At 70.3% G+C, this 25,384-nt stretch carries 26 protein-coding genes and 4 pseudogenes; 14 read left to right on the forward strand and 16 right to left on the reverse strand.

Annotated elements, in window-relative coordinates:
• Nucleotides 1-50: 50 nt before the first annotated feature.
• The gene (gene tnpA / locus ACFY0U_RS25995) at nucleotides 51-467 is read left to right on the forward strand and encodes an IS200/IS605 family transposase (protein WP_388639652.1); all 417 of its coding nucleotides are present in this window, start codon (nucleotides 51-53) and stop codon (nucleotides 465-467) included.
• Between the two features lie 105 nt (nucleotides 468-572).
• Here tnpA and ACFY0U_RS26000 read toward each other — a convergent pair.
• Nucleotides 573-1,078 (reverse strand): annotated as a pseudogene (locus ACFY0U_RS26000) (aminoglycoside phosphotransferase family protein); the annotation flags it as partial.
• A 97-nt stretch (nucleotides 1,079-1,175) separates the two neighbouring features.
• Between ACFY0U_RS26000 and ACFY0U_RS26005 the strand changes: the two are divergent.
• The 4 genes and pseudogenes from ACFY0U_RS26005 to ACFY0U_RS26020 all read left to right on the forward strand — a co-directional run.
• Nucleotides 1,176-1,289: pseudogene (locus ACFY0U_RS26005) on the forward strand (IS5/IS1182 family transposase); the annotation flags it as partial.
• Between the two features lie 450 nt (nucleotides 1,290-1,739).
• Nucleotides 1,740-2,327 (forward strand): snapalysin family zinc-dependent metalloprotease, encoded by a 588-nt coding sequence (locus tag ACFY0U_RS26010; protein ID WP_388639654.1) that lies wholly within the window; start codon nucleotides 1,740-1,742, stop codon nucleotides 2,325-2,327.
• Between the two features lie 353 nt (nucleotides 2,328-2,680).
• Nucleotides 2,681-2,817: pseudogene (locus ACFY0U_RS26015) on the forward strand (GDP-mannose pyrophosphatase); the annotation flags it as partial.
• A gap of 32 nt (nucleotides 2,818-2,849) precedes the next feature.
• Nucleotides 2,850-3,488, forward strand: coding sequence for a YybH family protein (locus ACFY0U_RS26020; protein WP_388639656.1), 639 nt, complete (start codon nucleotides 2,850-2,852; stop codon nucleotides 3,486-3,488).
• Nucleotides 3,489-3,509: 21 nt separating this feature from the next.
• Here ACFY0U_RS26020 and ACFY0U_RS26025 read toward each other — a convergent pair whose 3' ends face one another.
• Together ACFY0U_RS26025 and ACFY0U_RS26030 are read right to left on the reverse strand one after the other, a co-directional pair.
• On the reverse strand, nucleotides 3,510-4,322 hold the full coding sequence (locus ACFY0U_RS26025; protein ID WP_388639658.1) for an acyl-CoA thioester hydrolase/BAAT C-terminal domain-containing protein: 813 nt from the start codon (nucleotides 4,320-4,322) through the stop codon (nucleotides 3,510-3,512).
• 123 nt (nucleotides 4,323-4,445) lie between these two features.
• Nucleotides 4,446-4,952: a diadenosine tetraphosphate hydrolase gene (locus tag ACFY0U_RS26030; protein WP_388639659.1), complete on the reverse strand. Its 507-nt coding sequence runs from the start codon at nucleotides 4,950-4,952 to the stop codon at nucleotides 4,446-4,448.
• Between the two features lie 182 nt (nucleotides 4,953-5,134).
• Between ACFY0U_RS26030 and ACFY0U_RS26035 the strand changes: the two genes are divergently transcribed.
• Both ACFY0U_RS26035 and ACFY0U_RS26040 read left to right on the forward strand, forming a co-directional pair.
• Nucleotides 5,135-5,554, forward strand: coding sequence for a VOC family protein (locus ACFY0U_RS26035; RefSeq protein ID WP_388639661.1), 420 nt, complete (start codon nucleotides 5,135-5,137; stop codon nucleotides 5,552-5,554).
• A 263-nt stretch (nucleotides 5,555-5,817) separates the two neighbouring features.
• Complete coding sequence (locus ACFY0U_RS26040; RefSeq protein WP_388639663.1) at nucleotides 5,818-6,393, forward strand: dihydrofolate reductase family protein; 576 nt, start codon at nucleotides 5,818-5,820, stop codon at nucleotides 6,391-6,393.
• Here ACFY0U_RS26040 and ACFY0U_RS26045 read toward each other — a convergent pair.
• The 3 genes from ACFY0U_RS26045 to ACFY0U_RS26055 form a co-directional block, all read right to left on the reverse strand.
• A complete protein-coding gene (locus ACFY0U_RS26045; protein WP_388639664.1) occupies nucleotides 6,375-7,085 on the reverse strand; it encodes a helix-turn-helix domain-containing protein in 711 nt (236 codons plus the stop codon). The genes ACFY0U_RS26040 and ACFY0U_RS26045 overlap by 19 nt on opposite strands.
• Before the next feature lie 31 nt (nucleotides 7,086-7,116).
• Complete coding sequence (locus tag ACFY0U_RS26050) at nucleotides 7,117-7,542, reverse strand: DUF6003 family protein (protein ID WP_388639666.1); 426 nt, start codon at nucleotides 7,540-7,542, stop codon at nucleotides 7,117-7,119.
• A gap of 363 nt (nucleotides 7,543-7,905) precedes the next feature.
• The gene (locus tag ACFY0U_RS26055) at nucleotides 7,906-9,132 is read right to left on the reverse strand and encodes a hypothetical protein (protein ID WP_388639668.1); all 1,227 of its coding nucleotides are present in this window, start codon (nucleotides 9,130-9,132) and stop codon (nucleotides 7,906-7,908) included.
• 252 nt (nucleotides 9,133-9,384) lie between these two features.
• Between ACFY0U_RS26055 and ACFY0U_RS26060 the strand changes: the two are divergent.
• Nucleotides 9,385-9,786 (forward strand): annotated as a pseudogene (locus tag ACFY0U_RS26060) (formylglycine-generating enzyme family protein); the annotation flags it as partial.
• 16 nt (nucleotides 9,787-9,802) lie between these two features.
• On the opposite strand, the gene ACFY0U_RS26065 reads toward ACFY0U_RS26060, so the two are convergent.
• Complete coding sequence (locus tag ACFY0U_RS26065; RefSeq protein WP_388639670.1) at nucleotides 9,803-10,657, reverse strand: hypothetical protein; 855 nt, start codon at nucleotides 10,655-10,657, stop codon at nucleotides 9,803-9,805.
• A 217-nt stretch (nucleotides 10,658-10,874) separates the two neighbouring features.
• Between ACFY0U_RS26065 and ACFY0U_RS26070 the strand changes: the two genes are divergently transcribed.
• Nucleotides 10,875-11,717 (forward strand): YhjD/YihY/BrkB family envelope integrity protein, encoded by an 843-nt coding sequence (locus ACFY0U_RS26070; protein WP_388639672.1) that lies wholly within the window; start codon nucleotides 10,875-10,877, stop codon nucleotides 11,715-11,717.
• A 5-nt stretch (nucleotides 11,718-11,722) separates the two neighbouring features.
• On the opposite strand, the gene ACFY0U_RS26075 is transcribed toward ACFY0U_RS26070, so the two are convergent.
• Genes ACFY0U_RS26075 through ACFY0U_RS26085 form a run of 3 tightly spaced genes read right to left on the reverse strand, consistent with a single transcriptional unit; the run spans nucleotide 11,723 to nucleotide 12,921 of the window.
• Nucleotides 11,723-12,034 (reverse strand): SHOCT domain-containing protein, encoded by a 312-nt coding sequence (locus ACFY0U_RS26075; protein ID WP_388639673.1) that lies wholly within the window; start codon nucleotides 12,032-12,034, stop codon nucleotides 11,723-11,725.
• 37 nt (nucleotides 12,035-12,071) lie between these two features.
• Nucleotides 12,072-12,491: a DUF6325 family protein gene (locus ACFY0U_RS26080; RefSeq protein ID WP_388639674.1), complete on the reverse strand. Its 420-nt coding sequence runs from the start codon at nucleotides 12,489-12,491 to the stop codon at nucleotides 12,072-12,074.
• A 25-nt stretch (nucleotides 12,492-12,516) separates the two neighbouring features.
• Nucleotides 12,517-12,921, reverse strand: a complete 405-nt coding sequence (locus ACFY0U_RS26085; RefSeq protein WP_388639676.1) for an SHOCT domain-containing protein — start codon at nucleotides 12,919-12,921, stop codon at nucleotides 12,517-12,519.
• A gap of 427 nt (nucleotides 12,922-13,348) precedes the next feature.
• On the opposite strand from ACFY0U_RS26085, the gene ACFY0U_RS26090 reads away from it, so the two are divergent.
• Nucleotides 13,349-15,925 carry a LuxR C-terminal-related transcriptional regulator gene (locus ACFY0U_RS26090; protein WP_388639678.1) on the forward strand — a complete coding sequence of 859 codons (2,577 nt, stop codon included), beginning with the start codon at nucleotides 13,349-13,351 and terminating at the stop codon, nucleotides 15,923-15,925.
• A gap of 103 nt (nucleotides 15,926-16,028) precedes the next feature.
• Nucleotides 16,029-16,226 carry a hypothetical protein gene (locus ACFY0U_RS26095; protein ID WP_388639680.1) on the forward strand — a complete coding sequence of 66 codons (198 nt, stop codon included), beginning with the start codon at nucleotides 16,029-16,031 and terminating at the stop codon, nucleotides 16,224-16,226.
• Between the two features lie 34 nt (nucleotides 16,227-16,260).
• Here the strand turns inward: ACFY0U_RS26095 and ACFY0U_RS26100 are convergent, their stop codons facing one another.
• Nucleotides 16,261-16,665, reverse strand: coding sequence for an SHOCT domain-containing protein (locus ACFY0U_RS26100; RefSeq protein ID WP_388639681.1), 405 nt, complete (start codon nucleotides 16,663-16,665; stop codon nucleotides 16,261-16,263).
• Nucleotides 16,666-16,844: 179 nt separating this feature from the next.
• Here ACFY0U_RS26100 and ACFY0U_RS26105 point away from each other — a divergent pair, with 179 nt between their 5' ends.
• The gene (locus ACFY0U_RS26105; protein ID WP_388639683.1) at nucleotides 16,845-18,164 is read left to right on the forward strand and encodes a DUF2254 family protein; all 1,320 of its coding nucleotides are present in this window, start codon (nucleotides 16,845-16,847) and stop codon (nucleotides 18,162-18,164) included.
• Between the two features lie 21 nt (nucleotides 18,165-18,185).
• On the opposite strand, the gene ACFY0U_RS26110 is transcribed toward ACFY0U_RS26105, so the two are convergent.
• From ACFY0U_RS26110 to ACFY0U_RS26120, 3 genes are all read right to left on the reverse strand, one after another.
• The gene (locus ACFY0U_RS26110; RefSeq protein ID WP_388639685.1) at nucleotides 18,186-18,602 is read right to left on the reverse strand and encodes a hypothetical protein; all 417 of its coding nucleotides are present in this window, start codon (nucleotides 18,600-18,602) and stop codon (nucleotides 18,186-18,188) included.
• Between the two features lie 114 nt (nucleotides 18,603-18,716).
• A complete protein-coding gene (locus ACFY0U_RS26115) occupies nucleotides 18,717-20,117 on the reverse strand; it encodes a DUF2252 domain-containing protein (protein ID WP_388639686.1) in 1,401 nt (466 codons plus the stop codon).
• A complete protein-coding gene (locus ACFY0U_RS26120; protein WP_388639688.1) occupies nucleotides 20,114-20,341 on the reverse strand; it encodes a hypothetical protein in 228 nt (75 codons plus the stop codon). The genes ACFY0U_RS26115 and ACFY0U_RS26120 overlap by 4 nt, the downstream gene beginning before the upstream one ends.
• Before the next feature lie 197 nt (nucleotides 20,342-20,538).
• Here ACFY0U_RS26120 and ACFY0U_RS26125 point away from each other — a divergent pair, with 197 nt between their 5' ends.
• The gene (locus tag ACFY0U_RS26125; RefSeq protein WP_388639690.1) at nucleotides 20,539-22,149 is read left to right on the forward strand and encodes an MFS transporter; all 1,611 of its coding nucleotides are present in this window, start codon (nucleotides 20,539-20,541) and stop codon (nucleotides 22,147-22,149) included.
• 235 nt (nucleotides 22,150-22,384) lie between these two features.
• Here the strand turns inward: ACFY0U_RS26125 and ACFY0U_RS26130 are convergent, their stop codons facing one another.
• Nucleotides 22,385-23,314, reverse strand: a complete 930-nt coding sequence (locus ACFY0U_RS26130; protein ID WP_388639692.1) for an SDR family NAD(P)-dependent oxidoreductase — start codon at nucleotides 23,312-23,314, stop codon at nucleotides 22,385-22,387.
• Nucleotides 23,315-23,387: 73 nt separating this feature from the next.
• Complete coding sequence (locus ACFY0U_RS26135) at nucleotides 23,388-24,275, reverse strand: SDR family NAD(P)-dependent oxidoreductase (RefSeq protein ID WP_388639694.1); 888 nt, start codon at nucleotides 24,273-24,275, stop codon at nucleotides 23,388-23,390.
• Between the two features lie 70 nt (nucleotides 24,276-24,345).
• Here ACFY0U_RS26135 and ACFY0U_RS26140 point away from each other — a divergent pair, with 70 nt between their 5' ends.
• Nucleotides 24,346-25,278, forward strand: a complete 933-nt coding sequence (locus tag ACFY0U_RS26140) for a LysR family transcriptional regulator (protein WP_388639696.1) — start codon at nucleotides 24,346-24,348, stop codon at nucleotides 25,276-25,278.
• Nucleotides 25,279-25,384 lie beyond the last annotated feature (106 nt).

The following is a 25,384-nucleotide window of genomic DNA, read 5'->3' on the forward strand; positions in this document are numbered from 1 at the left end:
ACCTGAAGGAGTACCGGAGCTGCATGACCATCACGATACATACTTGGGTTATGGGCGATATGCAGGAGATCAGAACTGGTCGGCACTGCGCTTTCGTGATGCACGTCCACTTGGTCTTCGTGACCAAGTTCCGGCACCAGGTGTTCGCCGATGCCCACTTGAGGCGTATGGAGGAGATCATGCGGTCGGTGTGTACGGACTTCGAATGCGAGCTGGTGGAGTTCAACGGCGAGGCCAACCACGTCCACCTGCTGGTGAACTTCCCGCCGAAAGTCGCCGTGGCCAAACTGGTCAACTCCCTCAAGGGCGTCTCCTCCCGCCGCCTGCGCCAGGAGTTCCCCGACCTGGTACGCCACTACTGGAGGGCCAACAAGCTGTGGTCCGGCTCCTACTTCGCCGGAACCGTCGGCGGCGCCCCGCTCAGCGTGGTCAGGCAGTACATCGAACAGCAGAACAGGCCCGTGTGAGCACCGTCCGGCTCCGCCGGACCTGAATCCGCGACGCTCCGCGTCGCAACCATCAGACTCGCTTCACCACCGGCCTGAAGGCCGATGCACTACGAATGAATTCCGGTAGCGGGCGGTCATGGCGACGTCCCACACCGCTCGGCCGGGAGCCGCCATGTCGAAATCGATCAGGGCTGTGGCACGGCCATCGCGGAAGACGACGTTTTCCGGGCACACATCGTTGTGGCACAGCATCGTTCCTCCCTCCGGGTCGGCCAGTGATCGGGGCCACTCGACGGCCGCGTCAACCGCGATGGCGGTGCTGGCGTCGTGCAGGCGCCGCAGCAGGCTGCCCACCGATCGCAGCGCGGCCTCGGTCATCACCCAGCGCGGGAAAGGCGGCAGAGCAACCTCACCAGGGATGAAGGTCAGTTGCTCTCGGCCGTTCGCGGTGAGCTGGACCGGCCTCGGAGCCGCGTCGAATCCGCGAGAGCGAGGAGATGGGCATGAAGAGCGCGCGCGGTGGGTGGCGCGGGGCGTTCCACCACGGCACCGTGACGGAAGACCCCGCCCGTGTTCACCATGCCGCCGGCCAGGGCTTCGCCCTCAGCCGTCCCACCCTCACCCGTCATGCCGATCACGCTACCGTCAGGTCCGCGGAGTGGGGGACGGTCCCGAAATGCGCTTCGACCTAGGTCACCTGAGCAGTCGTCAGACGCTGAGGAGGGCGGCCAGGCGGGCGACGCCCCAGCCGTCGAGAGCGTCATGGCCGGCATTCGTGTTCCGCGAAGCAAACCCACAAGACCCAGGGCCCGGCCCGTTACCGACCTTGCGGACCGCGCGTAGCACCCTGCCCCGAGCGCGGCCACCACCGTCCAGGCTCGCAATAGGCGCTTGTTCCATCACCACATCACCCCAGGACCCGCCCAGATCAGACTCGCGCCCCCTGAAGCATCACCCTGGGCGATGACGTCCGCACCGCCTCGGCCAGCCTGCCCCGCGGGGTGCACTCACCGGATCATCCGGCTCTGTGAACGCCAGGCCGTCCTGAGCTTTGCCGGCCGTGCCGGCTTACCGAAGGGACGTTGAACCGCTAACACGCCCATGTGGTACGGAGTATGGCGGAAAATAGGTATGGCAGGTACATGACCTCAAAGGCTTCTGAGGCATACCATCGCAAGGCCCCGGAGGGACGGTCGGGGGTGCGGCCGGCCTCAAAGGACATCCCGTGCCGCTCCTTCGCGTACCCGACCCCACCGGGACCGAATTCCCCCCACGGATGAAGGAGCAGCAATGCCCCTCGGTACATGGCTCAAGGCAGGCACCTCAGCAGCGGCACTGGTCCTCGGCATGGCGAACGCCGCGACGGCCGCCCCCGCACCCTCCCCCGCGAGTGAACAGTCCACCGCGCTGGCGGCAGCGGTGACCCTTCGCTACGACGACAGCCGGGCTGGAGGCTGGGAAGCGGCGATCGCAGCCGGAGTCGCCACATGGAACGCGAACGTAAGCAACGTAAAACTGGTTGAAGCGGCTCCCGGCGCTACGGCCGAAATCGTGATCGTCGCCACCACGGGCTGGCCGCAGGCCACGCTCGGCCCCGTTCGTCCGGGGCGTCAGGTCCGCGTCGAGCTTGGCAGCCAAGCCGTGAGCCAGGGCTACGACAAGACCCGCATCGCCGCCCACGAGTTGGGGCACAGCCTCGGCCTGCCGGACACCAAACCCGGCCCCTGCTCACAACTCATGTCAGGGTCGAGCGCCGGCACGGCCTGCACCAACGCCGTACCGAACGCGACCGAGCGGTCCCGCGTGCAGTCCGCCTATGCAAGCGGCGTCGCCGCGCTCGCACCCATTGACGGCCGGACCCTCATCGACGCGCCCTGAGGCACACTGCCACGAAGCGACCGCACCCCGGGGTCCCGACAAGACCCCGGGATGTCGTCCTTCTTCGACGCTTCGCCTCGTCGAAGCGAGTTGTGTCGAACCGTGGCGCAGGAGACGGCGGTGAGGGGGGAAGAGGTCTCACCAGGCCGGGAATCGTGAGTGTCTGGACGCGGTCGTGACCGTGGCAACACCGACCTCGCGTGCCAACAGGTGACCTCACTGCCGTCCGGGCCCATTGAGGAGCCTTCGGCAGCGGCAACGCACGCTCCGGGTCCGTACCACCAGTCGACGCCAGCGCCGAGAAAGGGCCCCCACCCCTCCGAGATCCCCCACCGCGCTCCGCAGGAGATCACATGACTCCTCAGCTCCGCCCCGGCGTCGACACTGCCGACCACCGCGGCCGCACCCGCCTCGATCAGACCGAGCGCGATCTCGACCGCAACCCGAACGTCGTTGTCCGCGACGTCAGCTGACCTCTCAGGGCTGGCACCCGACTGTCTGCTGCCGCGCCATGTCCCGCACGTGGAGGAGGTCTGGCTGAACGGCATTCCGGCCGACTACGCGACCGCGATGCGCAAGACCTGGCGACCCCACGTACGGCAGGGAATCCAGCTCGACGTCCGCGGTGCCTCAAACCCGACTGGGTGGATCGGTGCAGGCCCTCCTGGTTCCGGGTCTTCATCGCCCTGCTTGAAGACGGCCGCGACTGGCGAACTTCCCGCACTTGATCCAGACTTCGCTCTGTCGGCGGCGCCCGGAACAGACATGATGACCGACGTGACGAATCAGGCATCCCTGGAAGCCGAACTCACGTCGTTCATGGGCGAGTACGAGCGGGCCAACAACAGCCATGACATCGAGCGGGTCGTGCCGTTCATCGCTGAGGACGCCACGTACTGGTTCTCGGACGGCTCGTATCAGGGCATCGGAGAGATCCGGTCCGCGATCGAGAACACGTTCGCGAAGATCCTCCACGAGGTGTACGAAGTTCGGGATCTGGAGTGGCCCGTGCTCACCGCGGGCGTCGCCGTGTGCCGTTATCGGTTTGCCTGGACTGGCGTCGTCGATGGTGAACCGCGCTCTGGCCAAGGGCGGGGCACCAATGTCATCGTCCGGCGGGACGGCGGCTGGAGGATGCTGCATGAGCATCTGAGCTCCTGATCCCCTGCCCTCCAGGCAGAGTCAGTTCCCGCCGCAGAGCGCGTCGAGGACATACGGCCAGGCGGCCGCCCCCAACAACGCGTCCGCTTCGGGTGTGCCGCCGTACGCGAAGTGCGGGGATGCCGAGGCCGGGCTCTCGCCGGGAAAACGTGGGCGGTGGCCCGCATCGTGACGGGCGATCAGACGCACCGAGGCCCCGGCTGAACGCCGGCGTTGTGCCAGTTGTTCGGCGAAGGCGAGGGACGGCCACATCGCGTCATCACCACCAGCGACCAAAAGCAGATCAGCCCGCGCCTTATCCACCGGGATCTCCGCCTCAGGAAGCAGATCGGCAAACGTCCGCTCGCTCAGCTCGTACCATCCGCGGATGGCGACCGGCCCACCGTCCCCCTGCGCGGGAGTCCAGGAATCGTCCAGTGGGACGAAAGGCAACGCCTGCCCTCGCCACGTCCAGGACGATCGCCAAGGACGGTGCACTCCATCGCGCCCCGGCCCGACGTTGCACCAGACCCACGACGTCGGCGACACCGCGACGACGACGTCCACGCGCGGGTCGTGCACCGCCGTCAGCAGAGCCGCCTCGGCCCCCTTCGAAGTGCCCAGGATTCCCACACGCTCCGCGCCGTTCAGCCGCAGGAAGTCGACAGCGGCGGTGAACGTCTCCAGGGGGATCTCACAGATCCCCGGCGACTGCCCCGGACCGCCGAACCAGCGGATCGACACCGCCGCCACACCTTGCCGGGCAAGGATGCGTGCTCTCTCCCGCTCGATCCGCCCGCTCGAACCCGCCAACACCAGGACACCAACTTCACTGCCACCGGCGGGAGCCACCACTACGCCCTCCCAAGGATCGGTCAACTCCCGCTCAAGGACATCCACATGGCCCCCCAATAGCTCCAGCGCAATCCGCCCGCCCAGCCCAGTGGTTCGAGATCCCTACGTCATGACCGGGCCCGCCTACCTGACGGTCAACCGGCCCGCACCGTCAGGCCGTCGACCCAGCCGGTCCAGTTCGCCGCCGATCGCGTCCCGCAGCACATCGTGCCGGGAGCCGAGCCTGAAACGCTCATCACTCCACCGCTCACGCGAATACAGCCACACCGGCCTTCCCACCAGCTCGGCCGGCTCCCACTCGAACCTCGGCCAGACGTGGGCATGCAGGAACGGGTCGGTGTTCCCGAGGATCTCCAGGTTGACCCGGCGGAATCCGCTGTCCAGCCGGCGGCAGGCCCGCTCAACCGCTTCCCCCAGCCGGTCCATGTCGGACAGGAACGACAGCCGCTTGGCCCTCGGCAGGTCAGACAGCCGCTCCATACCGAGTTCATCCGCGAGGAGAACCGAGTACCCGGGCAGGAACTGAACGTCGCCGATCACTGCGAAGCCAGCCTGAAGCCGCCGCAGCACGGTCGGGTTCTCGCCCCGCAGCGCAGACCCGATCCGGTCCGCCCGCCAGTCGCCGCTCATGGAACGAGCCTACCCACGAGCGATCAACACGTGTTCGGTACGCGGGTGGTCAGTACTCCGGATCGCCGTGGTCCGCGCGCGCCAGGGCTCCAGTCCACCGATCTGATGCGGCCTCAAGAAGTGTGCACAGCGCCCCCTTTGCCACCCACTCCCCTTCAGGGTCGCGTTACAGTGGGCCAACCATGCCCGGGCTCTTCGGAATCAACCACCTGACGCTGTCCACGACCGACCTCGACCGTCTGGTGACGTACTACACGCAACTGCTCGGCGCAGCGCTCGCGTTCGAGCGCGCCGCGACCTCTGCTGATCCACGCATCGCAGTGCTCGATGTGGGCGGGGACGACCATCTCATGATCGTCGAGACCGCGACCGCCCCCGCGACCGGCCTCGACCCTCTCCGCAAGGCAGGATGGGGGCTGCGCGTGGGATCCCACGCGCAGCTGTGTGAGGTCCGCGCGCACATCCTGGCTGCCGGGTGGCCGGTCGGGCCGATCGAGACGTTGCCCACCCAGTGGACGATGACGGCCCGGGACCCCGACGGACGTCCCGTGGACATCCGGGCCCACCGTCCGCGCACTCCGTCACCACGGCCCACCGGCTGACCACGGCCGGAGCACCGGAAGCACGACCAGCCCTGCTGATCCGGTCGCAGGAGTCGTCGGCCGGTCTCGCCGACGGCCGGCCGTGCTTTTCGCGGAAACGCGGTCCGCAGGGTCGCGGACCTGAGTGCATGCCGCATGCTGCGCGCGTCCCCACCCTCACGATCCGGGCAGTTTCACTCGATGTCGTTTCCGTCCAAGACGCCCGTCCGGCCGCGATCTAGCCTGTTTTCCCAGGAGCTCGGCCTGTGATGAGGAGACAGCAGATGCGTACCTTGGTCTACACCGGATTCTTGTCGCTCGACGGCGTACTGGACTCGCCCGGCGGGCCCGAGGAAGGGCATCGCAGCGGTGGCTGGGTGGTGCGGGACCTGGAGTTCGTCCCGGAGGCCTGGTCGCTGAAGGGCGAGGAGCTTTCCGACACGACGGCGCTGATGTTCGGCCGTCGCAGTTACGAGGCGTTCGCGTCGGTCTGGCCCGCCTCGGAGGACCACGCCGCCTACAAGGAGCTGCCCAAGTACGTGGTGTCGAGCACGCTGTCGGACGACGCCCTCGTCGATGGGTGGGGGCCGACGACGATCCTGCGCACGACGGAGGACATCGCGAAGCTCAAGGAGGGCGAGGGCGGCTCCATCTACATCCACGGAAGCGCGGAGCTGGCGCGGCGGCTGTCGGAGGCGGGTCTGATCGACCAGTACAACCTGCTGGTCTTCCCTGTCCTGCTCGGTGCCGGCAAGAGTCTCTTCCATCGGGCCGACAGTGACAAGCAGATGCTGTCGCTGCGCGAGTCGGAGAGCTACTCCAACGGGATCCTGAAGCTGGTCTACGACGTCAAGCGCTGATCCAGGTCGAGCGCGATCGCGCCGCCGATGCCGTCCCGCAGTTGCCCGACGGTGCGTCCCACGTAGGTGCGCAGCGCCCGGGCGAGGTGCGGCTCGTCGAAGTATTCGAGTTTGGCGACGACGTCGGCGGCCGTGTCGCCGGCCGCCAGCAGCTCAGCCGCCGTACGGGCCCGCTCGATCTGCCGGACGGTGCCCCGTGTCAGACCGGTGGCGGCTCGGAAACGGCGTTCGACGGTCCGTCCCGACACGGCCGGGTCGTGGCCTCGCAGGACCTCGGCGACGAGCGGGTCACGCACCACGATCCCGGCCTTGACCAGTCGTTCCACCAGTGCCTCGGCGTCATCGGCGTCCGGGGTCCGCCAGCGCGCGCCGTCCAGCCGGAACGTACGGCGTGTGGTGTCGGGGAGTTCGACGCCGCCGTCGACCAACTCCGGTGTGGGCAGGGCCCGCAGCGAGGTGCCCACGGCGAATTCGATGCCGGTGAAGGCGGCGCCCTCCGGGACCGGTGCCGTGCTCGTCCGGGTCTCGGGGCCGGTGACGGCCGCGTAGGGCCGACCGTCCTGTTCCCAGAAGACCAGGCCCCAGCGCACCCCCGCAACGGACGTCATCGTCGTGACCTGCTCGCTGGTGCAGGTCCATACGCTGTCGACCCAGGGTGAGTCGGACCGGCGTATCTCGAAGCGCAGCTCCACGAGCGCAGGATACGCCGCGGGGCCCGACAGCTCAGCCCTCCACAGCCTGGACGATGTCCTGCGGGTCCAGACCGGTGAGTTGCGCGATACGCGGCGCCGGAATCCCGGCAGTGAGCGCCCGGTGGATCAGGGACTGCCAGTCCTGGGTGGTGTCCCGGAAGTCGAGCAGCTCGGACTCCATGTCCGTCACGGATCGGGGCGCACAGGCGTGCTCCACCCGCACCGTCTCCTCCTCGGTCAGGGGCACCGGCAGCCGCTCCGCGTCCTCGGGGATGAGCACCTCGGCTCCGGACGGGACGATCCTGACGCACTCTGAGGAAGCGGGAACCCCGTGCGCATGCAACCATCCCAGCACCGCAGGAGTCTCGGCGCACTCCAGATCACCGACAGCGGCCAAGGCCGCACCCAGACGCGGATGACACTCGGGAAGAACGAACAACAAAGCATCGTCGGCCATGGCCGGCACCCACCTCTGCAAAGAAGCTTGAACGCGGACGTGATGCCAATACCCCCGCAAGGCACTCCGACCCCAAGCGCTCGCCAACTCACCCTCGCTGATGACCAGTTCGACGGCATGCACACACGTCACCGGCCAGGCACAAACGGAGTGCGACGTGCGCTGTGGGCCTCCGCGACCGCTGCCACGATCCACGGCCCCGGGCCGGGCCCGTACGACCTTCTGCGGCACCCGATCCGGGTGCCGCAGCGCCGGTTCCGCGTGCGAGGTGTCGCTGGAAGGTTGCTCGTGGTCCGGGAGGCAACGCCTCTCACAGTGCCCGGAGCGCCCTCCTGACCGGTCTTGGCGGCCGACGGGTATCGCTCACTGGTCGGGCCCCGGGGCGGCAGAGGCAGGGGACGCTGACGCTTGTGTTCTGCGGCCTGCCGCCGCCACGAGTGCGATGAGGGCCAACGCGGCCAGCAAAATGACCACCAGCAACACCACCGTCAGGACCGTGGGGTGGTTCCACAGGGCGAACCACAAGGCCAGGACGAGCAGGACGCCGATCGTGAGCCAGCGACGGTTGTCCGCCGTCCACGTCCCCACACGACCCGTTCGGATGTCGTGGGTGTCCGCCCATCGGGCCGCGGAGTCGGCCGCGCGCTCGGAGGTGGATCGTACAGCGCGCGGCAGTCGGCCCGGCCCGACGAGGTACGCACCCAGTGCGACGACCACACCGAGCACGATCACGGTGCGCAGCGTGACCCGCAGGAAGTGCAGGAGATGGTCGAAGACCGCCGCCGCGGCCGCTTCGGACTGCACCTGCGGGGGCAGGTGGTCCAGGTAGTAGCGGCGCGCGACGACCAGGCCGATGGCGACGATCAGGGCGGCTACGGCGGCGCCCAGGGCGGTCTTCACCAGGGCGCGCCTGCGCCGGTAGGCGAGGAGCACACCGGCCGCCCCGATGATCACCGTCAGCACCGGCAGCCAGGTGCCGACCACATCGAGGGCGTGCGCGGCGCCCTGCATGCGCTTGAGCTGGTCGGACTGGAAGAGCACCATCTGCTTGTCGACGTCCGGGATCTTCTCGGCGGGCGTCACACCGGCATCGACGAGTTCCTGTCTGACCCGGTCGACAGCGGTGCCGACATCGAGGGTGACGGTGCCGTCCTCGACGCCGACCGCCCCGCGTCCCTTGCCGGTGAGGGCGTGCACCACCGTCGCGTGGGCGGCCCGGTTGGCCGAGGTCCACACCTTCTCGAACCTGTCGCTCTGGACAAAGCGGGTCGCCACCTTGTCCGCGGCGCTGTTCACGGCCGCGTCCAGCTGAGGAGCCAGTCCCCGCACCGCTCGGGCCGCGGTCGGCGGCAGGCCCTGCGACTGTAGCCAGGCCGCGAGTTCGGCGGTGGCCCGCTTGCCGTCGACCCGTACGTCGACGGCCTCGACGATGCGGTCGCGCGCAGCGTCCTCGATCGCTGCGTCGGAGGCGAGCGGCTTGACGGTTTCGACGTAACGGTCCGTGTCGAGGGCGATGTCGTGCACCCACACGGTCAGTACCGAGACGGGGACCAGGATGCAGGCGAGGACGATCAGAACCGCCGAGGCCACCTTCCGGGCGATCCTGCCCGGGCCGGCCATGTGCGACGTGCCGCCCTCTGGCGAACCCTCCTCAGCAGGCTCGTGGTGCGCTGGTTCCCGCGGGCTGGTCATCCGTCCTCCAGGGCTGAGGCGCGGCAGGTCGTGGCTGCCGTCGGTATCCATTCCTTCCGATCACCGCGGTTGCTGCATCCGGGGTGCGCCATCCGGAGCCCCCGGGGACGCCTGGGGGCTCCGGTGTCGTCCCGAAACAGCTCGTGTCGGCAGGGGCTCGAGTCCGATGTACGCGTGCGTGCCGAGCACCCGGTCGTCCACGTCTCGTGGAACGACGCCGCCGCCTGTGCCGCCTGGGCCGGAAAGCGGCTGCCGGCCGAGGCGGAATGGGAGTACGCGGCCCGCGCTGGCCTCGAACAGCGACGAGTTGGAGCCCGGCGGTGAGCACCGGATGGGAACGGCGCCTGTCGCCACGTACCCCCCGAACGGCTTCGGCCTGCACAACATGTGCGCAACGTCTGGGAATGGTGCGCGGACTGGCACTCCCCCGCCTACTACGCGCGCAGCTCGCGCGGCCCGTCGTCCGGCATGCAGCGGGTGACCCCCGACGTGTCCTGCCCGTGCCACGCCTCCTACTGCCGCCGCTACCGCGTCGCCGCCCGCACACCGTGACCGGCGCGCTGCCGAGTCATCTGCGACGCACGTACCAGACCAACGCGGCGATCGCGGCGACGGAGAAGAACGCGAGCAGCACCGTGCTCCAGTGCGCGTCGGCGATACGGAGGTCGGCGGCCAGTACGACCACCACGATCACGGCCGGGACCAGGCAGGCCAGCAGGGCGCGCACCGTCACCAGGAGGAAGCCTGGGCGCACGGCGGAGCGCCGCCGCCCCGGACCGGTCGGGGGCAGCACCTCGGTACCTCCGTGCTGCGCGAAGTGCCGCGCGGCGGTCGCGGCGAGTTGGGTGGTCGCGCGCCGGTACATCTCGGCGCACACCGGAACCCAGACGAACGGCACGGCGAAGCCGACGAGGACCAGCGCGATCGTGCCCGCCCACACCGCTGCCCTGCGCACCTTTCCGCGCGGCCGGTCCTGAGGCGTGACCAGACCGAGGAGATACGCCTGTCTCCTGACAGTGCTCCACCAACCGTCCTCGGACCCGCCGCCCTCGGCGGCAGGTCGTGCCTCCCGCAGCGCCGCCTGTGCCCGAGCCACGGTCGGATGGACTCCCTGGATCACGAGCAGATCGGCCACGACCGCCTCATCCGCGGGGTCGCGACCGGACAGGGCCGCGAGTTCGAGCACCATCCGGAGCTGGGCGAGCAGCGCACCGCAGAACGCGATCGGCAGCAGTGCCATGAACGGGCCGCCGAGGAACGATCCTTCCGCCACGGATGAGCGAACGCCCCGGCGGACCACCTGGTGTGCCAGGGCGGCCGGATCCGCCGCGTCCTCCGGCGTCGCGGACCGCCGCTGGGCAGTCCGCCGGGCAGCCGACGGGCCGAGGAACTCGACCGCGAACACGGCCATACGCTCCGGCATGTGACGGGGATCCGCACGGACCGTCCGCAGCAGCCGCCTGGCCGCGCCGGGAGTACCGCCGCCCGCTGACTCGCCGTCCCTCACCCGCCGCACGCTAGCCAACCGAGCACGGCATTCCGCCGCGCCGATGACGGACGCCAGCCGATTCACCCGGATGAAGCGCACCTGACGCGAGCCCGTGAAGGCGGGAACGGCTTCTCTGTGCGAGGAATGGACTGTGAATCGCAAGCAGCTCGGGGACTGGACGAGAGCGGCCCGGGAGATGCCCCGGCGGACGCCGGTGATCGGGCGGATGCTGGGCCGGCTGATCAGCGTGAACTGGATGGACGCCAGTGCGCGGCTGGCGGCCCAGACGTTCCTGGCCGCGCTGCCGCTGCTCATCGTCTTCGCCGCGTTCGCGCCGAAGCCCGTCAAGGACGTGCTGACCGACTCCGTCCAGGCCCTGTTCGGCGACAACGCGCCGGTCGACGACATCGAGGAGACGTTCGCCGCCCAGGGCGTGACGAAGGACGCCTACGGAGGGGTCGGGATCCTCGTCACGCTCATCTCGGCGACCGCGATGAGCCGGGCGCTGCAGAGCGTCTGCGAACGCTGCTGGGATCTGCCCAGGGCCGGCGCGCGGATGGTCGCCTGGCGGTGGCTGGTGTGGCTGCTGGGCTGGATGGCCGCGGTGCTGTTCCAGGCTCCGCTGCGCCATGGCTTCGGCGGCGGCGCCTGGCTCGGTGTGCTGCTCTCGCTGGTGATCGCCGTACTGCTGTGGTGGTGGACGCAGCATCTGCTGCTCGGCGCGCGTATCGGGTGGCTGCCTCTGCTGCCCGGAGCCGTTCTGTCGGGTGCGGGCATGGTGACGTTCGTCTATGTGTCGGGATTGGTCATGCCCGTGACCCTGGAGCGGAGCATCGCTCAGTTCGGGTCGCTCGGCTACGTCTTCACTGTGCTGTCCTGGCTGATCGTGGGCTGCTGTGTGATCGTCGCCGGGGTCGCCCTCGGCCAGGTCATCGCCACCTCAGAGCCGTTCCCGCGGTGGCTGGGCACTCCTGTGGCCGAGGACGAGCCGTAGCTCCGTCAGCCCCTGAGGATGCGGTCCTTCTGGACGGCGAACTCCTCGTCCGACAGAACACCCCGCTCGTGGAGTGCGCCGAGACGTTCCAGGTTGCTGATCTCCTCGTCCGTCAGCCCCGAAGAGGGTGGTGGGCCCGAGGGCTCCTGCGCGGCGGCACCCGCGCCCGGCGCGGCCTGCTGAACGGCGGCGCGCTCGGCCTGGTGCCGGGCGACACGGCCGGAGACCGCGCTCGCGGTGCCGGCGGCCACCGCGGCACGGGCGGCCACACCGACGAGGCCGGGACGTCCGCGACGTGCCAAGGGGCGACCCAACATGGCTCTCACCTTCCCTTTCCTGCCCGGCTGCGCCGCTTCACGCGGCGTCCTGGTACGCCCGCTCCACCACTTCGGCCGGGATGCGCTCATGAGCGACGAGCCGGCCCCCGGCGCGACGGACGGCGCCGGCCATCCCGGCGGCCCAGGTGTCCTCCCACAGGAGGATGGCCGCGGAGGAGTCCGGTACGAGTTCTGCGGCGATCAGCTCGAGATCCTCCTGGCTGAACAGCCCGCCGACCTCGCCCTCGATGTCGTCGAACACCGATGCCTCCATGGGGTCGAGAGCATCGAGCTCGATATAGGTGACGACCCCGTCCGCGTCCTTCTTGACGAAGGTCAGATCGAGGATCCGCACCGTGCCGCTCGCCACGAGGGCCCTCAGTTCCGGTGCGATCTCGCCTCGGAAACGATTGCCGGGAAAGGCGACGACGACGTACTCGACAGGTCCCACATCCATGGCAGTTCCCCTTCCTCGCCCGCCGTCAGCCGGCCAGCACCTTCTCCTTGGCGCGCTGGTACTCGGCATCGGTGATGTCCCCGTGATCGTGCAGTCCGGCGAGCTTCGACAGCTCCTCCACATGCCCCGCGGGTGCGCTCTCGGTCGCACCGACGGCCGCGCGCAGGTACTCGCGGTACTCCTCTTCGCTTCTGCGTGCCGCGCTCACCTCTCGCCGGCCCATGCTCCTGCCCCGGGCGATGAGGTACACGAAGCAGCCGAGGAACGGCAGGACGATGCAGAACACCGACCATCCGGCCTTGCCCCAGCCGCTCATCGAATCGTCCCGGAAGATGTCGGCGAAGACGCGGAAGAGCAGCATGAACCACATGACCCAGAGGAAGACCCACATGATGGTCAGGAACGCGTTCAACAGCGGGTAGTCGTCCATGATCCTCTCCTTGGTGCTACGTCGTTCGGCCCGGTGTCGACCTGCACCCGGTGGATGTCGCCGGAGAACGCGCCGCCGTGACGGATCTCGGGCATGAGCCGTGCCTTCTTTCCAGGGCACCCCGGCAAGGCCGCAATCTCCCTGCCCTCACGGTGCGGGGCGGGGCGGCTGGGCACCTCACCCGCCCCGGGTGAAGAACGGCGCGGTGCTCAGCCTCCCGACGGCAGGCGTTGCGGCTCCCTGGGCATCGGGAGACGATCAAAAGGGAAGGCGGTCTCTCGGGACTGCGAGCTGCGGCGTTGTGGTGAGTGTCATGCCCCGTCCGATCTCCGGCGGCCCCCGTAACACTGATACCGAACGCCTCACGCCGAGTGGTGATCCCCTCCTGGCAGCGCGGTTCAGAGTGCCGGCCCCCGCACACACGTTCGTGCGCAGACCACGGCTCATCGAGCGGCTGGCCCTGGGCGCGCAGACGCCCGTGACCCTCGTCAACGGGCCCGCGGGCGCAGGCAAGACACTGCTGGTGGCCGACTGGATCGCCCTGGAACAGACGCCGAGCCAGGTGGCCTGGCTGACCGTGGACGCCGAGGACAACAGTCCCGGTGTCTTCTGGACGTACGTGCTGGAGGCCATGCGGCGCCACGGTTTCGGTCCGCCCGAATCCGTCGGCAGCCCGGCCCGCCCCGGCGAGGTGGACCACTCGCTGCTCGCCAGGCTCGCTGCCCATCTCAGCGAGCTGCGAGAACCCGTCGTCCTGGTGCTCGACGAGTTCGATCGCGTGGCCGGCTCCACGCAGATCGCCGACGAGCTCCAGTTCGTGCTCCGAAGCGTCGGCGACGGACTGCGCCTGGTCATCATCAGCCGTACGGAGCCGCAGCTGCCCTTGCACCGCTACCGCGCCGCCGGCCAGGTCACCGACATCCGCGGCGCCGACCTGGCCTTCCTGCCCGAGGAGACGTCCGAGCTGCTGTGCAGGCACGGCATGCGCCTCTCGGAGGAGGGCGTGGAGGCGCTGACCCGGCGGACCGGGGGCTGGGCCGCAGGGCTCAGGCTCTGTGTCCTGGCGGCGCAGCAGGCCGAGGACGCGGACGCCTTCCTCAAGGACTTCGAAGCGGGCCGGAGCACGCTCGCCGACTTCCTGCTCGCCGAGGTGCTCGACACGCAGCCGGGCGAGACCCAGGACCTGATGCTGCGCAGCAGCGTCCTCGAACAGATCCACCCGGACCTGGCCAACGCCCTCACGGGCCGCCAGGACGCGGAGCCGATCCTCGCCGGGTTGCAGCGCGCGAACGCGTTCGTCGAGTCCCTCGGCCACTCGTGGTACCGGCTGCACCCGCTGTTCGCCGAGATCCTCCGGGTGCATCTGCGGGTCCGGTGCCCGGGGCTCGAGCCCGAGCTGCACCGCAGGGCGGCCCGGTGGCTCAGCGAGGCGGGACTGTTCGCCGAGGCCCTGCCGCATGCGGCGGCCGCGGGAGACTGGGAGCACACCGCGAACCGGTTCGTCGAGGAGCTGGCCATCGGCCGGCTGCTCACGGGCCTGGACGCCGAACGTCTCGACCGGCTCTTCTCCGCGATGCCCCCGGAAACTCCCGGTCCCGCCGCCGATCTGGTGCGCACCGCTCGTCATCTGACCCGCCACGACGTCGGCCGCGGGCTCGACCATCTGCGCCGCGCCCAGGAGAACCTGCACGACGGCGCGTCCTCGTCCGCGGCGAGGCGGTTCAGCTGTGCCCTGCTGCGGGTGCTCGCCGCCCGGATGATCGGCTCGGCCGACCTGGCCGAGGACGCCGCGAGGGACGTGGCGGCGGCGGAGCGGGCCATCCCCGCCGAGCGTCTGGAACCGCATCCCGAACTGCGCGCCCTGATGCTCACCGATCTGGGCTCGGCCCAGCTGTGGGCGGGACGTTTCGACGCCGCCCGCTCGACGCTGTCCGCCTCCGCGCACCTGAGTGACGGTCCGGCCACCGCGTTCCCGCGGCACGAGTCCCTCGGCCGACTGGCCTTGATCGACTTCCTGCGCGGCTGGCCCGACCGCGCCGACCGGCATGCCCGGGAGGCGGTCGCCGAGGCGGAACACAGCGGCCTGCCACCGGCCGCCCGCACCGGAGTGGCCGAGCTCGTGCTGGCCGCCGTCGCCCTCGACCGCGACGAACTCGGCGCCGCGCACGCCCATCTGGAGCAGGTGCACGCCTCGTCCGTGGCACCGCACGACCCCATCGTGCGGGCCGAACTGACGCTCCTGCGCTCGCGCCTGCTCCTGGCCAAGGGCCGTCCGCGAGCGGCCCTCCACGTCCTCGACGAACTGGGCGAACCGCAGGCGGCCGTCGTGCCCTCACCGTGGGTACGGGACCGGACCGCCGTGTCCAAGGCCAACGCCCACCTTGCCGCGGGCCGCCCCGAGACCGCCCTGGAGGTCCTTGCCCAGGGCGGGACCGCCGGGCCGGAAACGGTGGTGGCCGCGGCCCGCGCCCGCCTCGCCGAGGGCAGCGGGCAAGAAGCACAAAGTCTGCTGGACGCGCTCCCGGCAGGACAGGGCGAGGGACCCGCCATCACGGCCAGGACGCAGCTGGCACGGGCGCAGGCCGCCGATGCGCTGGGAGACGGCTCGGCGGCACAGCGGCTGACCGCACGCGCCCTGTCCACGGCCCGGCCCGAAGAACTGCGGCGCCCCTTCATCGAGGCCGGACCCTGGCTGCGGCACCTGGTTCGCCGCTGCCCGGCACTGACCCTGGGCCACGACTGGCTCACGCCGACGCTGGTGGGGCACTCCGCGGCGCGTCGCACGCACGAGCTGAGCCCCGACGCCGTGACCGAGCCGCTCAGCGAGCGCGAGCACGAGGTGCTGGAACGACTGGCCCGGACCATGTCGACGGAGGAGATAGCCGCCGATCTGCATCTGTCGGTCAACACCGTCAAGACGCATCTGAAGAGCGTCTACCGCAAGCTGGCCGCTTCCCGACGGAGCGAGGCGGTGCGTCACGCCCGGGAGCTGCACCTGCTGTGAGAAGGCGCGGTCACCTGAGGCGGGTGATGCCGCGCCCGGCCGACCGGTTCCAGCATGAAGTGCGGGGGTGGGGCCGACGTACGACTGCGAGAGAGGCGCGCTCATGCGATACGAGATCCGTGTCGACGGGCAGATGTCTCACACGATGACCCAGGCGTTCCCGGAGCTGGAGAGCTTCGTCACGGACGGGCAGACGGTGCTGTTCGGCCAGGTCACCGACGAGGCGCAGCTGTACGGCCTGCTGACACGCTTCCAGTCCCTGGGGTTGCCCGTGGTGGAGATGCGCCGGCTGCCCGAGTGACGCGCCCTTCGCAGGTGCTCTCGCCAGGATGCGCTCATCCGGTGAGCACCTTGGCCTTGGCCTTCTCGTACTCGGCGTCGGTGATGTCCCCGTGGTCGTGCAGGCCGGCGAGCTTGGCCAGTTCGTCCGCCTTGTTCGTGCGGGGTTCCGGGGCTTCGGCAGCCGCCTCGCGCACGTAGGAGCGGAACGCCTGTTCCCGCGCCTGGGCGTGTTGCAGCTCGCGCAGGCCCATGCCCTTGCCCCGGACGATCAGGTAGACGAGGACGCCCAGGAAGGGCAGCACGCAGACGGAGAGGGTCCAGCCGGCCTTGCCCCAGCCACTCAGCTGGTCGTCGCGGAAGATGTCGCCGATGACCCTGAACAGGAGCATGAACCACATCACCCACAGGAAGAACCACATCATCGTGAGGAACGCGTTGAGCAGCGGGAAGTCGGACATAGGGTCCTCCGGTTGCCGGTCCCGCCCAGCGATCGCCGCCGCAACGGGGTGGTGCTGACAGCACCACGGTCCGCCGGTACGGAGCGCCGTGGATCACCCGCCACGGGTGACCCCCGGTCGCCCTGCCGCGGGGAGTGACATGACGCGCGCGAACGGCTCCGGGCTCTTACGGTGATCGCGTGGAGGGTGAGCCGTGGCACACACGAGGCCCCGTCGCCGCGCCCCGCTTCAAGCGCCTGGCTGTGTTCCTGAGCCCGGTCATGGCAGTGGCGTTCATGGCGACGGCGGTCGGGCTGGGGCTGGGTCTGCCGCACTGGGAGGACTCGCTTCCCGACGTGGCGTTGGGCTATGACCCGACGACGGCCGCGACGACCCTGGCGGCGATCGCGGGCGGGATGATCACCCTGTCGGGCTTCGTCATCACCTCGGTGACCCTGGTCATCCAGACCGTGCAGAACATGTCCCCTCGGCTGATCGGGGTCATCGCCCACTTCCACCGGTCGCTGGCCGTCGTGGGGCTCGTGACCGGTACCGCCGTGTACGCCCTGGTCGTCCTGGCCCAGATCCGGCCCGACGAGACACCGCGGATGTCGGTGACGCTGGCGGTCGTTCTCGTCGTCGTCGACACGGTGGTGCTGTTGCAGAGCCTGACCGGGCTCCGGCACCTCGTGACGGGCGGAGGGCTCGCCCGGGCGGTGGGCGAGCTCAATGCCGTGGCGATCGACGCCGCGTTCCCGCGGAACGGGGCGGCGGCAGATCCCGGTACGGCGGCCGGGTGGCCGACCGTGGAAGGGATGGCGTTCGTCCACCGGGGGCGGCCCGGCGTCGTGCAGCGCGTCGACGAGCGGCGGCTGCTGGGGATCGCGGCGGCCTGGGGCGTGCGGGTCTCACTCGACATCGTCCCCGGGGACCGCGTCAGCGCCGGCACGGTCCTGGGGCGGGTGCACCGGCCGACGGAGCAGCCCGAAGCACGTCACACCGGGCAGCTTCACCGCCTGGCCTCCTGTGTCCGCGTGGACCGTTTCCGATCCATCGTCCAGGACCCGGCGTACGGCCTCCGGCTGCTGGCCGACATCGCGAGCCGTGCCCTCTCCCCGGCCGTCAACGACCCCACGACCGCCGTGCAGGCGCTGGACCAGATCGAGGAAGTCCTCGCACGACTCGTCACCCGCCCGCTCGGCGTGACCCTGGTGACCGACGACAGCGGCACGGCGCGGCTGCGCCGGCCGGCCCCCGGGTGGCCGGAACTGGTGAGCCTGGCACTGGACGAGATCCTGCACTACGGGGCGACGTCCTTGCAGGTCCTACGGCGTCTGCGGGCGCTGCTGGACGCCGTGGCCGAGGCGGCCCCGGACCATCGGCGGGCCCCGCTGGTCGAGCGCATCGCCCTGGTGGACCGGCTTGCCCTCGCATTCGGGGATCCGCTTCTCAGGGCGGTGGCGCAGGGAGCCGACCGGCAGGGTCTCGGCGGAGCCTCAGCCCCGCCGGACCCGCTCTAGTCGGTCGAATGCCGGACCGCTCTAGTCGCTCAGATCCTGCCGCCGCACCACGCACAGCGCCCAGATGACGAACCCGTTCAGGGCGATCAGCGTCAGCGACCAGACGGGGTAGTACGGGATGGACAGGAAGTTGGCGATGACCAGCAGCCCCGCGATGCCCACTCCGACGACCCGGGCCCACGTGGCCCCGACGAACAGTCCCGCGCTCACGGCCATGGCGATCACCCCGAGCGCCAGCTGGATCCAGCCCCAGCTCGTCAGGTCGAACTGGAAGACGTAATTGGGGGTGTTGACGAAGACGTCGTCCTCGGCGATCGCCATGATGCCCCGCAGAAGGTCGAGCATGCCGGCGATGAACAGCATCACGGCGGCGAAGAGCGTCAGCCCCGTGGCAGCCGCCTGAACGCCCGACGAACGGTGGTGGGTGGTGGTGGCCATTGCAGTATCTCCGTTTCTCGTACGGCCGCGCGGCCGCAGCCACTCATCACCGAGCATCCACGCGGCCGGCCGGTCCGTCGTCACCCGGGAAGGGTGAGCGGCGCAGGGTGGGAGTCAGGCGGCTTCGGCGGTGATCCGGCCGGTCCGCGCGGCCTCGGCGAATACTTCGAAGTCGCGCTCGTTCTGGTCGGCGTACGCCTCGGCGAACTCCGCCAGGGCACGGTCGAAGGAGCCGCCGGTGCCGAGGTAGGCGGCGATGGCGACCGGATCGGCGGAGCGGGCGTGGGCGCGGGCCAGCGAGCCGCCGCACATGCCCGCGTACAGGCGCAGCATGCCGGGCGGCATGGTCTCGGGCCGGGGTGTGCCCTTCCAGTCGCGCAGCTGCCTGACGTAGAAATCGCGCGGTCGCCCGTCCAGTCCGGTGACGCGTTCCCAGCCGAGGAAGATGTCACTGTTCGCCTGCATCAGCCGCTGCCCGGCGACGACGCGCTTTCCCTGGTTGTCGTATCTGCTGGGCCCGCAGTGCGGGGCGAGGACCGATTCCCCGGCCTCCTTGGCCTGCAGCAACAGCGGATCGCCGTCGTCGCGGCCCTGCATGAGGGCGATCCAGCAGCGGGTGCCGACACTCCCGACCCCGACGACCTTGCGCGCCATGTCGACCAGGTGGAAGTGGCCCAGAAGGTGCCGGCATTCGGTGGAGAGGCTGCGCCCGTAGCGTTCGATGAGCGCGCGCAGGCTCTGTTCGAGTTCCTCGCGCTCGGTGCCCGGACTCAGATCGTCGATGGGGGTGATCAGGGGCGGGTCCGGGGCGATGCGTCGTACGCCGTCGACCACATGGGTCAGCTTGTCGAAGGCCTGGAGACTGTCGCGGGTGCGGGCCTTGGCCATGGCACGGGACGTACGACGGCGGGTCTTCGCGTCCGGCAGCATCGCGTTGAGCTGGTCGGCGTCGTCCTGGGCGTACCAGATGTCCAGCGTGCGCATGCCGGAGAAGAGCTGCATCCGCTCCCGGTACGCCCGCACCGCCTTCTTGACGACGGTGGCCCGCTGCCGGTCGTCCAGACCGTTCGCGCGGCCCGCGACGGCGAAACTGGCGGCCAGCCGCTTGATGTCCCATTCGAAGGGACCCGGCAAGGTCTCGTCGAAGTCGTTGATGTCGAAGACGAGGTGCCGTTCGGGAGAGGCGAACAGACCGTAGTTCAACAGGTGGGCGTCTCCGCACAGCTGGGCCGTGATACCTGTGTGCGGTGCCTGGCCGAGGTCGGCGGCCATGATCGCGGCGGCGCCCCGGAAGAACCGGAAGGGCGACTCCAGCATCCGGCCGTACCGGATGGGCACCAGTTCCGGCACCCGCGTGACAGCCTGCCGCTCGAGGATGCCGACGGGATCCTGCCGCTGCCCGGCCGGGACGAATCGTGCGTGGCCCGACCGCGGTGTGGCGGAACGGGCCGCTCTCCCCCGCGTGGTCCGCTCGGCCACGGTGAGGTCGCTGCCGCCCTGGCCCGTCGCTGTCATCGCGGCCTCCTCGCCGCCTGCGCGTCCGCCTCCGGCAGGCGCCGCATCTCGTCGACGCGCAGTCCCAGGTTCCGGAAACGCAGGAGCAGTCCGTACAGATGTGCCTCGTCCGTCACCGAGCCGAAGAACAGCGTCTGCTCGGGGCCGGCCTCCGTCGCCAGCTCCGGGAACGCCTCGGCCGTGGCCACGGAGACGCGACCGCCGACACGGAACTCGTAACGCATGCCGACACCGCCCCTCTCTTGCCGCGCTGGGATCCTCTTGCTCGCATGCTGCCTGCTCCAAGGCCGTGCCGGATCACCCGCTCAAGGTGACTGGAGGACCTCTTCGCGGGCGAGGAGCCGGGGATCTGCCCCGCCAACCGGTCGACCTTCGTGGCGGGTCGGGCGGAGATCGCCTCGACCGCTGGAACGATGCGTCCATGGCATCCCGGGATGGCGGTCTTGAGGATTCGGCAACCGTACGACTCGTTCTGCTGACGCTCGCGTCCGGCCAGTTCCTGATGGCCCTCGACAGCTCCGTCATGAACGTCTCGATCGCGACGGTGGCCGACGACGTGGGCACGACGGTCACCGGGGTCCAGGGCGCGATCACCGCGTACACCCTCGTGATGGCGATGTTCATGATCCCCGGCGGCAAGGTCGGCGCACTGATCGGCCACAGACGCGCGTTCATGATCGGCTGCGCCGTCTACGGATGCGGATCCCTGACCACGGCACTGGCCCCGAACCTGCCGGTGCTCCTTGTCGGCTGGGCGCTCCTGGAGGGCCTCGGGGCGGCGCTCATCCTGCCCGCGATCGTGGCGCTCGTCGCCGGCAACTTCACCGTCGAACGCCGGCCCGCCGCCTATGGACTCGTTGCCGCGGCGGGAGCCGTGGCGATCGCCGCCGGTCCGATCATCGGAGGCGTCGCGACCACCTACTTCTCCTGGCGCTGGGTGTTCGCCGGCGAGGTCGTGATCGTGCTCGGCATCCTGGCCCTCGGCCGCCGGATCTCCGACGCGCCGACCCCCGGCCGCACGCGTATCGATCTCGTCGGAGCGGTCCTTTCCGCCGCCGGGCTCGGGGTCTTCGTCTACGGCGTCCTCCGCTCGGACGAATGGGGCTGGTTCCGGCCGAAGCCCGACACACCCGCCTGGCTCGGGATCTCGGCGGTCATCTGGCTGATGCTGGCGGGGCTGATCCTGATCTGGCTGTTCCTGCGCTGGGAGGCGCGCCTCGTCGAGCAGCGCAGGGAACCGCTCGTGGACCCGGCGTTCCTGCGGAACCGGCAGCTCACCGGCGGGCTGACGATGTTCTTCTTCCAGTACCTCGTGCAGATGGGCGTGTTCTTCGTCGTGCCCCTCTATCTGTCGGTGGCCCTGGGGCTGTCCGCGCTCAAGACCGGCGCACGCATCCTGCCGCTCTCGCTGACGCTGCTGGCCGCGGCGATCCTCATCCCGCGTCTCCTCCCGGATGTCTCGCCACGGCGCGTGGTGCGGCTCGGGATCCTCGCGCTGTTCGCGGGCGCGGTGGTCCTGATGGCCGCGCTCGACGCGGACGCGGGTGCGGAGATCGTCACCATCCCCCTCCTGCTGATCGGGCTCGGCATGGGCGCGCTGGCGTCCCAGCTCGGCGCGGTCACCGTGTCCGCGGTGCCGGACGAGCGGAGCGCCGAGGTCGGCGGTGTCCAGAACGCGGTCACGAACCTCGGTTCCTCGATCGGCACGGCACTCGCCGGGTCGGTTCTGATCGCCGCGCTGACGAGCTCGTTCCTCGTCAACGTCGAGCAGAACCCGGACATCCCGGATCGGGTGAAGAGCACGGCGAGCGTCGAACTCCAAAGCGGTGTGCCGTTCCTGTCGGACGCTCAGCTGGAGGCGGCCCTCGACGAGTCGGGCATGCGCTCGGACGTGACACAGGCCGCGCTCGACGCGAACGCGGACGCGAGGCTCGACGGCCTGCGCGCCGCGCTCGCGATCCTCGCCTTCACCTCGCTCCTCGCGCTGTTCTTCACCCACCGGATCCCGAGGGCTCAACCGAGCTCGACGTAGCTCGGTGTGCTTCGTATCGGCGGGAGCACACCCTCCCGACGCGGCGGGCGAGTTCCACGCGCCATCGTGCGAATCAGCCTCAACTCGCGGTCCGCGAGGCGCGAGGCGCTCGCGAGACCGGAATACCGGCGGGCCCACGACCTGCGCGGGGCCTGGATGCGCGAGGCGTCCACCGGTGTCCGTTCGGCGCTGCCGGCCCGGCAGGTGCAGCTCGTCCGGCCGGGCGCGTCCGGACTCACGCGGCCCCGGCGAGGAGGTGCTGCGACAGGTCCCACAGGCGCCGCGCTCCCGCCGGGTCGAGGGCGTAGCGGGCGACGCCGTGCAGGGTGCCGGAGCGCCGGTCCACGATCTCGGTCTCGTTGCAGTCCACGAAGTAGCGGCCGCCGACGCCTTCGAGCAGCGGCGAGGTGGCGAGGAGCGCCGACGTGGCGGCGCCCTGTTCGACGGTCTTGATCAGCTCGGCGGGGACGCGGCCGCTGCCCCGGCCGCCGGTGTGCCGTTGCAGGTTCGTGTAGATGGCGCCCGGCATGAGGGCGTTGGCGGTGATGTTGTCGCCGGCCCAGCGGCGGGCCGCCTCCACCGCGAACAGGACGTTGGCGGTCTTGGACTGACCGTAGGCGAGCCAGGGATCGTAGGGGCGGAAGGCGAAGTTGACGTCGTCCCACACGATCGGCGACTGCTGGTGGCCGGTGGAACTCACCACCACGATGCGGGCGTTGCCGTCGGCGGCCAGCGCGCCGTGCAGGCCGGTGGCGAGGGCGAAATGGCCCAGGTGGTTGGTGGCGAACTGCCACTCCCAGCCCTGCTCCGTGTACTGCTCGGGACAGGCCATGACGCCCGCGTTGTTGACCAGGACGTGCAGCGGGCCCTGCCAGGCGGCCGTGAAGGCTGTGACGGACGCGGGGTCGGTCAGGTCGAGGTGCACGGCCCGCACGTCCTGGTTACCGGTCGACCCGGTGATGTCCTTGGCGACGCGTTCGCCCGCCGCCACGTCCCGCACGGCGAGGGTGACGGCCGCCCCGGTGGCCGCCAGGGCGCGGGCCGTCTCCGCCCCGATCCCGGAGGAGGCGCCGGTGACCACCGCGCGGCGGCCGGTGAGATCGATTCCTGACACGACCTCACCGGCGGTGGTGGCGAAACCGAACGGGGTGGTGAGGGCACTCATGAGTGGACTCCTTGCTGAATGGCTGGATCTTGAAGCGCCTACGGGCGCTGCGGACGGACGGCGGCTGGTGCGGTCAGGGGACGAGCATGCGGTCCTGCTGGACCGGCGGCGTGCCGCCGTACCAGGGCAGGACCTTGCCGAAGCGCACCAGCTCGCCGTAGAGCGCGGGATCGACGTGCTCGGCGAAGACCAGGTCGAGGACGGCTTCGGCGGCCCGGGCCGGGGACTGGGCCTGGCTGTAGTCGCTGAACCAGGGGCGCGAGGTCGCGGTGTCGACCATGCCGGGGCAGACGGCGGCGACGAGCGTGTCGTCGGCCAGGTCCCGAGCGCGGCGTTCGGCGGCGACGGCGCGAACGGCGGCGACCTGGGCCACCTTCGAGGGGACGTTCAGCCACAGCGGCCAGCCCGCCTGCGCGGCAGTCCTGTGGTGGATGGCGCCGCGCCACGACTCCACGGCGTACTCGACCTGGTCCAGGCTCGCGCCGTCGAACAAGTGGTGCAGCCGGCCGTCGAGGTGTCCGAGAGTGCCCAGGCTGCTGGCCACGACGAGCAGCCGGCCGCCCGGGCGCAGCACGGGGCCGAAGGAGCGCAGGACCGCGTGCGTGGCGGTGTTGGAGACGTCGATGAACTCGTCGGCCCGCTCGGCCTGCGACTCCTCGGGAAGCAGGCGGGCGACCGCGTTGGAGATGACGACGTCCACCCCTCCGTGCCGGGCCCGCAGATCCTCGGCGAGACGGGCGATGGCCTCGGTGTCCGTGACATCCAGGACCCGGCCCTCGACACGGGCACGGGTGGCGGACAGCTGGGTGACGTCCCTGGCGGCGTCCGCCACCCGCTGCCGACTGCGACCGGTGAGCAGGACCAGGTCCCGCGGGTCCATGCGGGCTGCCAGCCCTTCGACGAAGGCCCGGCCCAGCCCCTGGTTGGCCCCCGTGACGAGGGCAATGCGTGAAGTGGTCATGCGTCCACGCTAGAAACGCCTTATCCATGCGTCCAACGAAAGTTCGGCACAGCTATCATGCGTAAACATCATGGACTTCACGGATGTGTCACTGACTGCGCTGCGTGTCCTGCGCGCCGTGGCCGAACAGGGAACCTTCACCGCGGCCGCGGCATCGCTCGGCTACACCCAGTCCGCGGTCTCCCGGCAGATCGCCGCGATCGAGCGCGCGGCGGGCACGGAACTGCTGGAGCGGCGGCGCGACGGGGCCCGGCTCACACCCGCCGGCCGCGTCGTCATGCGCCGCGCGACGGTCGTGCTCGACGAGATCGCCGCGACCGCCAGGGAACTGTCCGGCCTTCCGGAGCAGACCGGGACGGTCCGACTCGGGTGGGTGCCCAGCGCCGGCGCCGTGCTGCTGCCCCGAGCCCTTGCCGCACTGCGAGAAAGCGACCCCGGACTCGAGGTCACCGGCCGCGAGGGCGGCACCCCGGCACTGGTCCGCGCGCTGCGGGCGGGCAGCCTGGACCTGGCCCTGCTCGCCTCGGCACCACCGTTTCGGGCACCGGACACCGAGTCACCCCCGCTGGCGCTGCAGACGCTCTCCGAACGCCCTCTGCGTCTCGCGGTGCCCGCCACGCACCCCCTCGCCCGCGGCGAGTACGTGGACGTGACCGACCTGCGGGGGCAGCGCTGGATCGCCGGGCCCTCATCGGGAGAGGACCGCCTGATGGGCGTATGGCCGGGCCTGGACGAGCGTCCCGAGATCGCCCACACCGCCCGCGACTGGCTGGCCAAGCTCCACCTCGTCGCCGCGGGGTGCGGACTGACCACCGTTCCCGCCTCGCTCGTCTCCGCCGCACCCCCCGGAGTACGCGTCCTTCCGGTCCGCGGCGGCCCGCAAGAACAGCGGCGCCTGCTCCTGGCCCGCCTGCCCGCCCCGCCCACCCAGGCCGTGACCCGTGTGGCCGCGGTCCTCCGCACGGCGGCGCTCGACGCCCAATCGCCCCTTCCCTCCGCGTGAGTGCGGTGGTGCGCCGGCCCGGACCGGGCCTGCTCACGCGTCTCGATCAGCTCCAGCAGATTGCCTTCCGGGTCGGTGACGTACGCGTAGCGCATGCCCTCACTCG

This window comes from Streptomyces sp. NPDC001536 (assembly GCF_042894505.1).
In the GTDB taxonomy this organism is placed as follows: domain Bacteria; phylum Actinomycetota; class Actinomycetes; order Streptomycetales; family Streptomycetaceae; genus Streptomyces.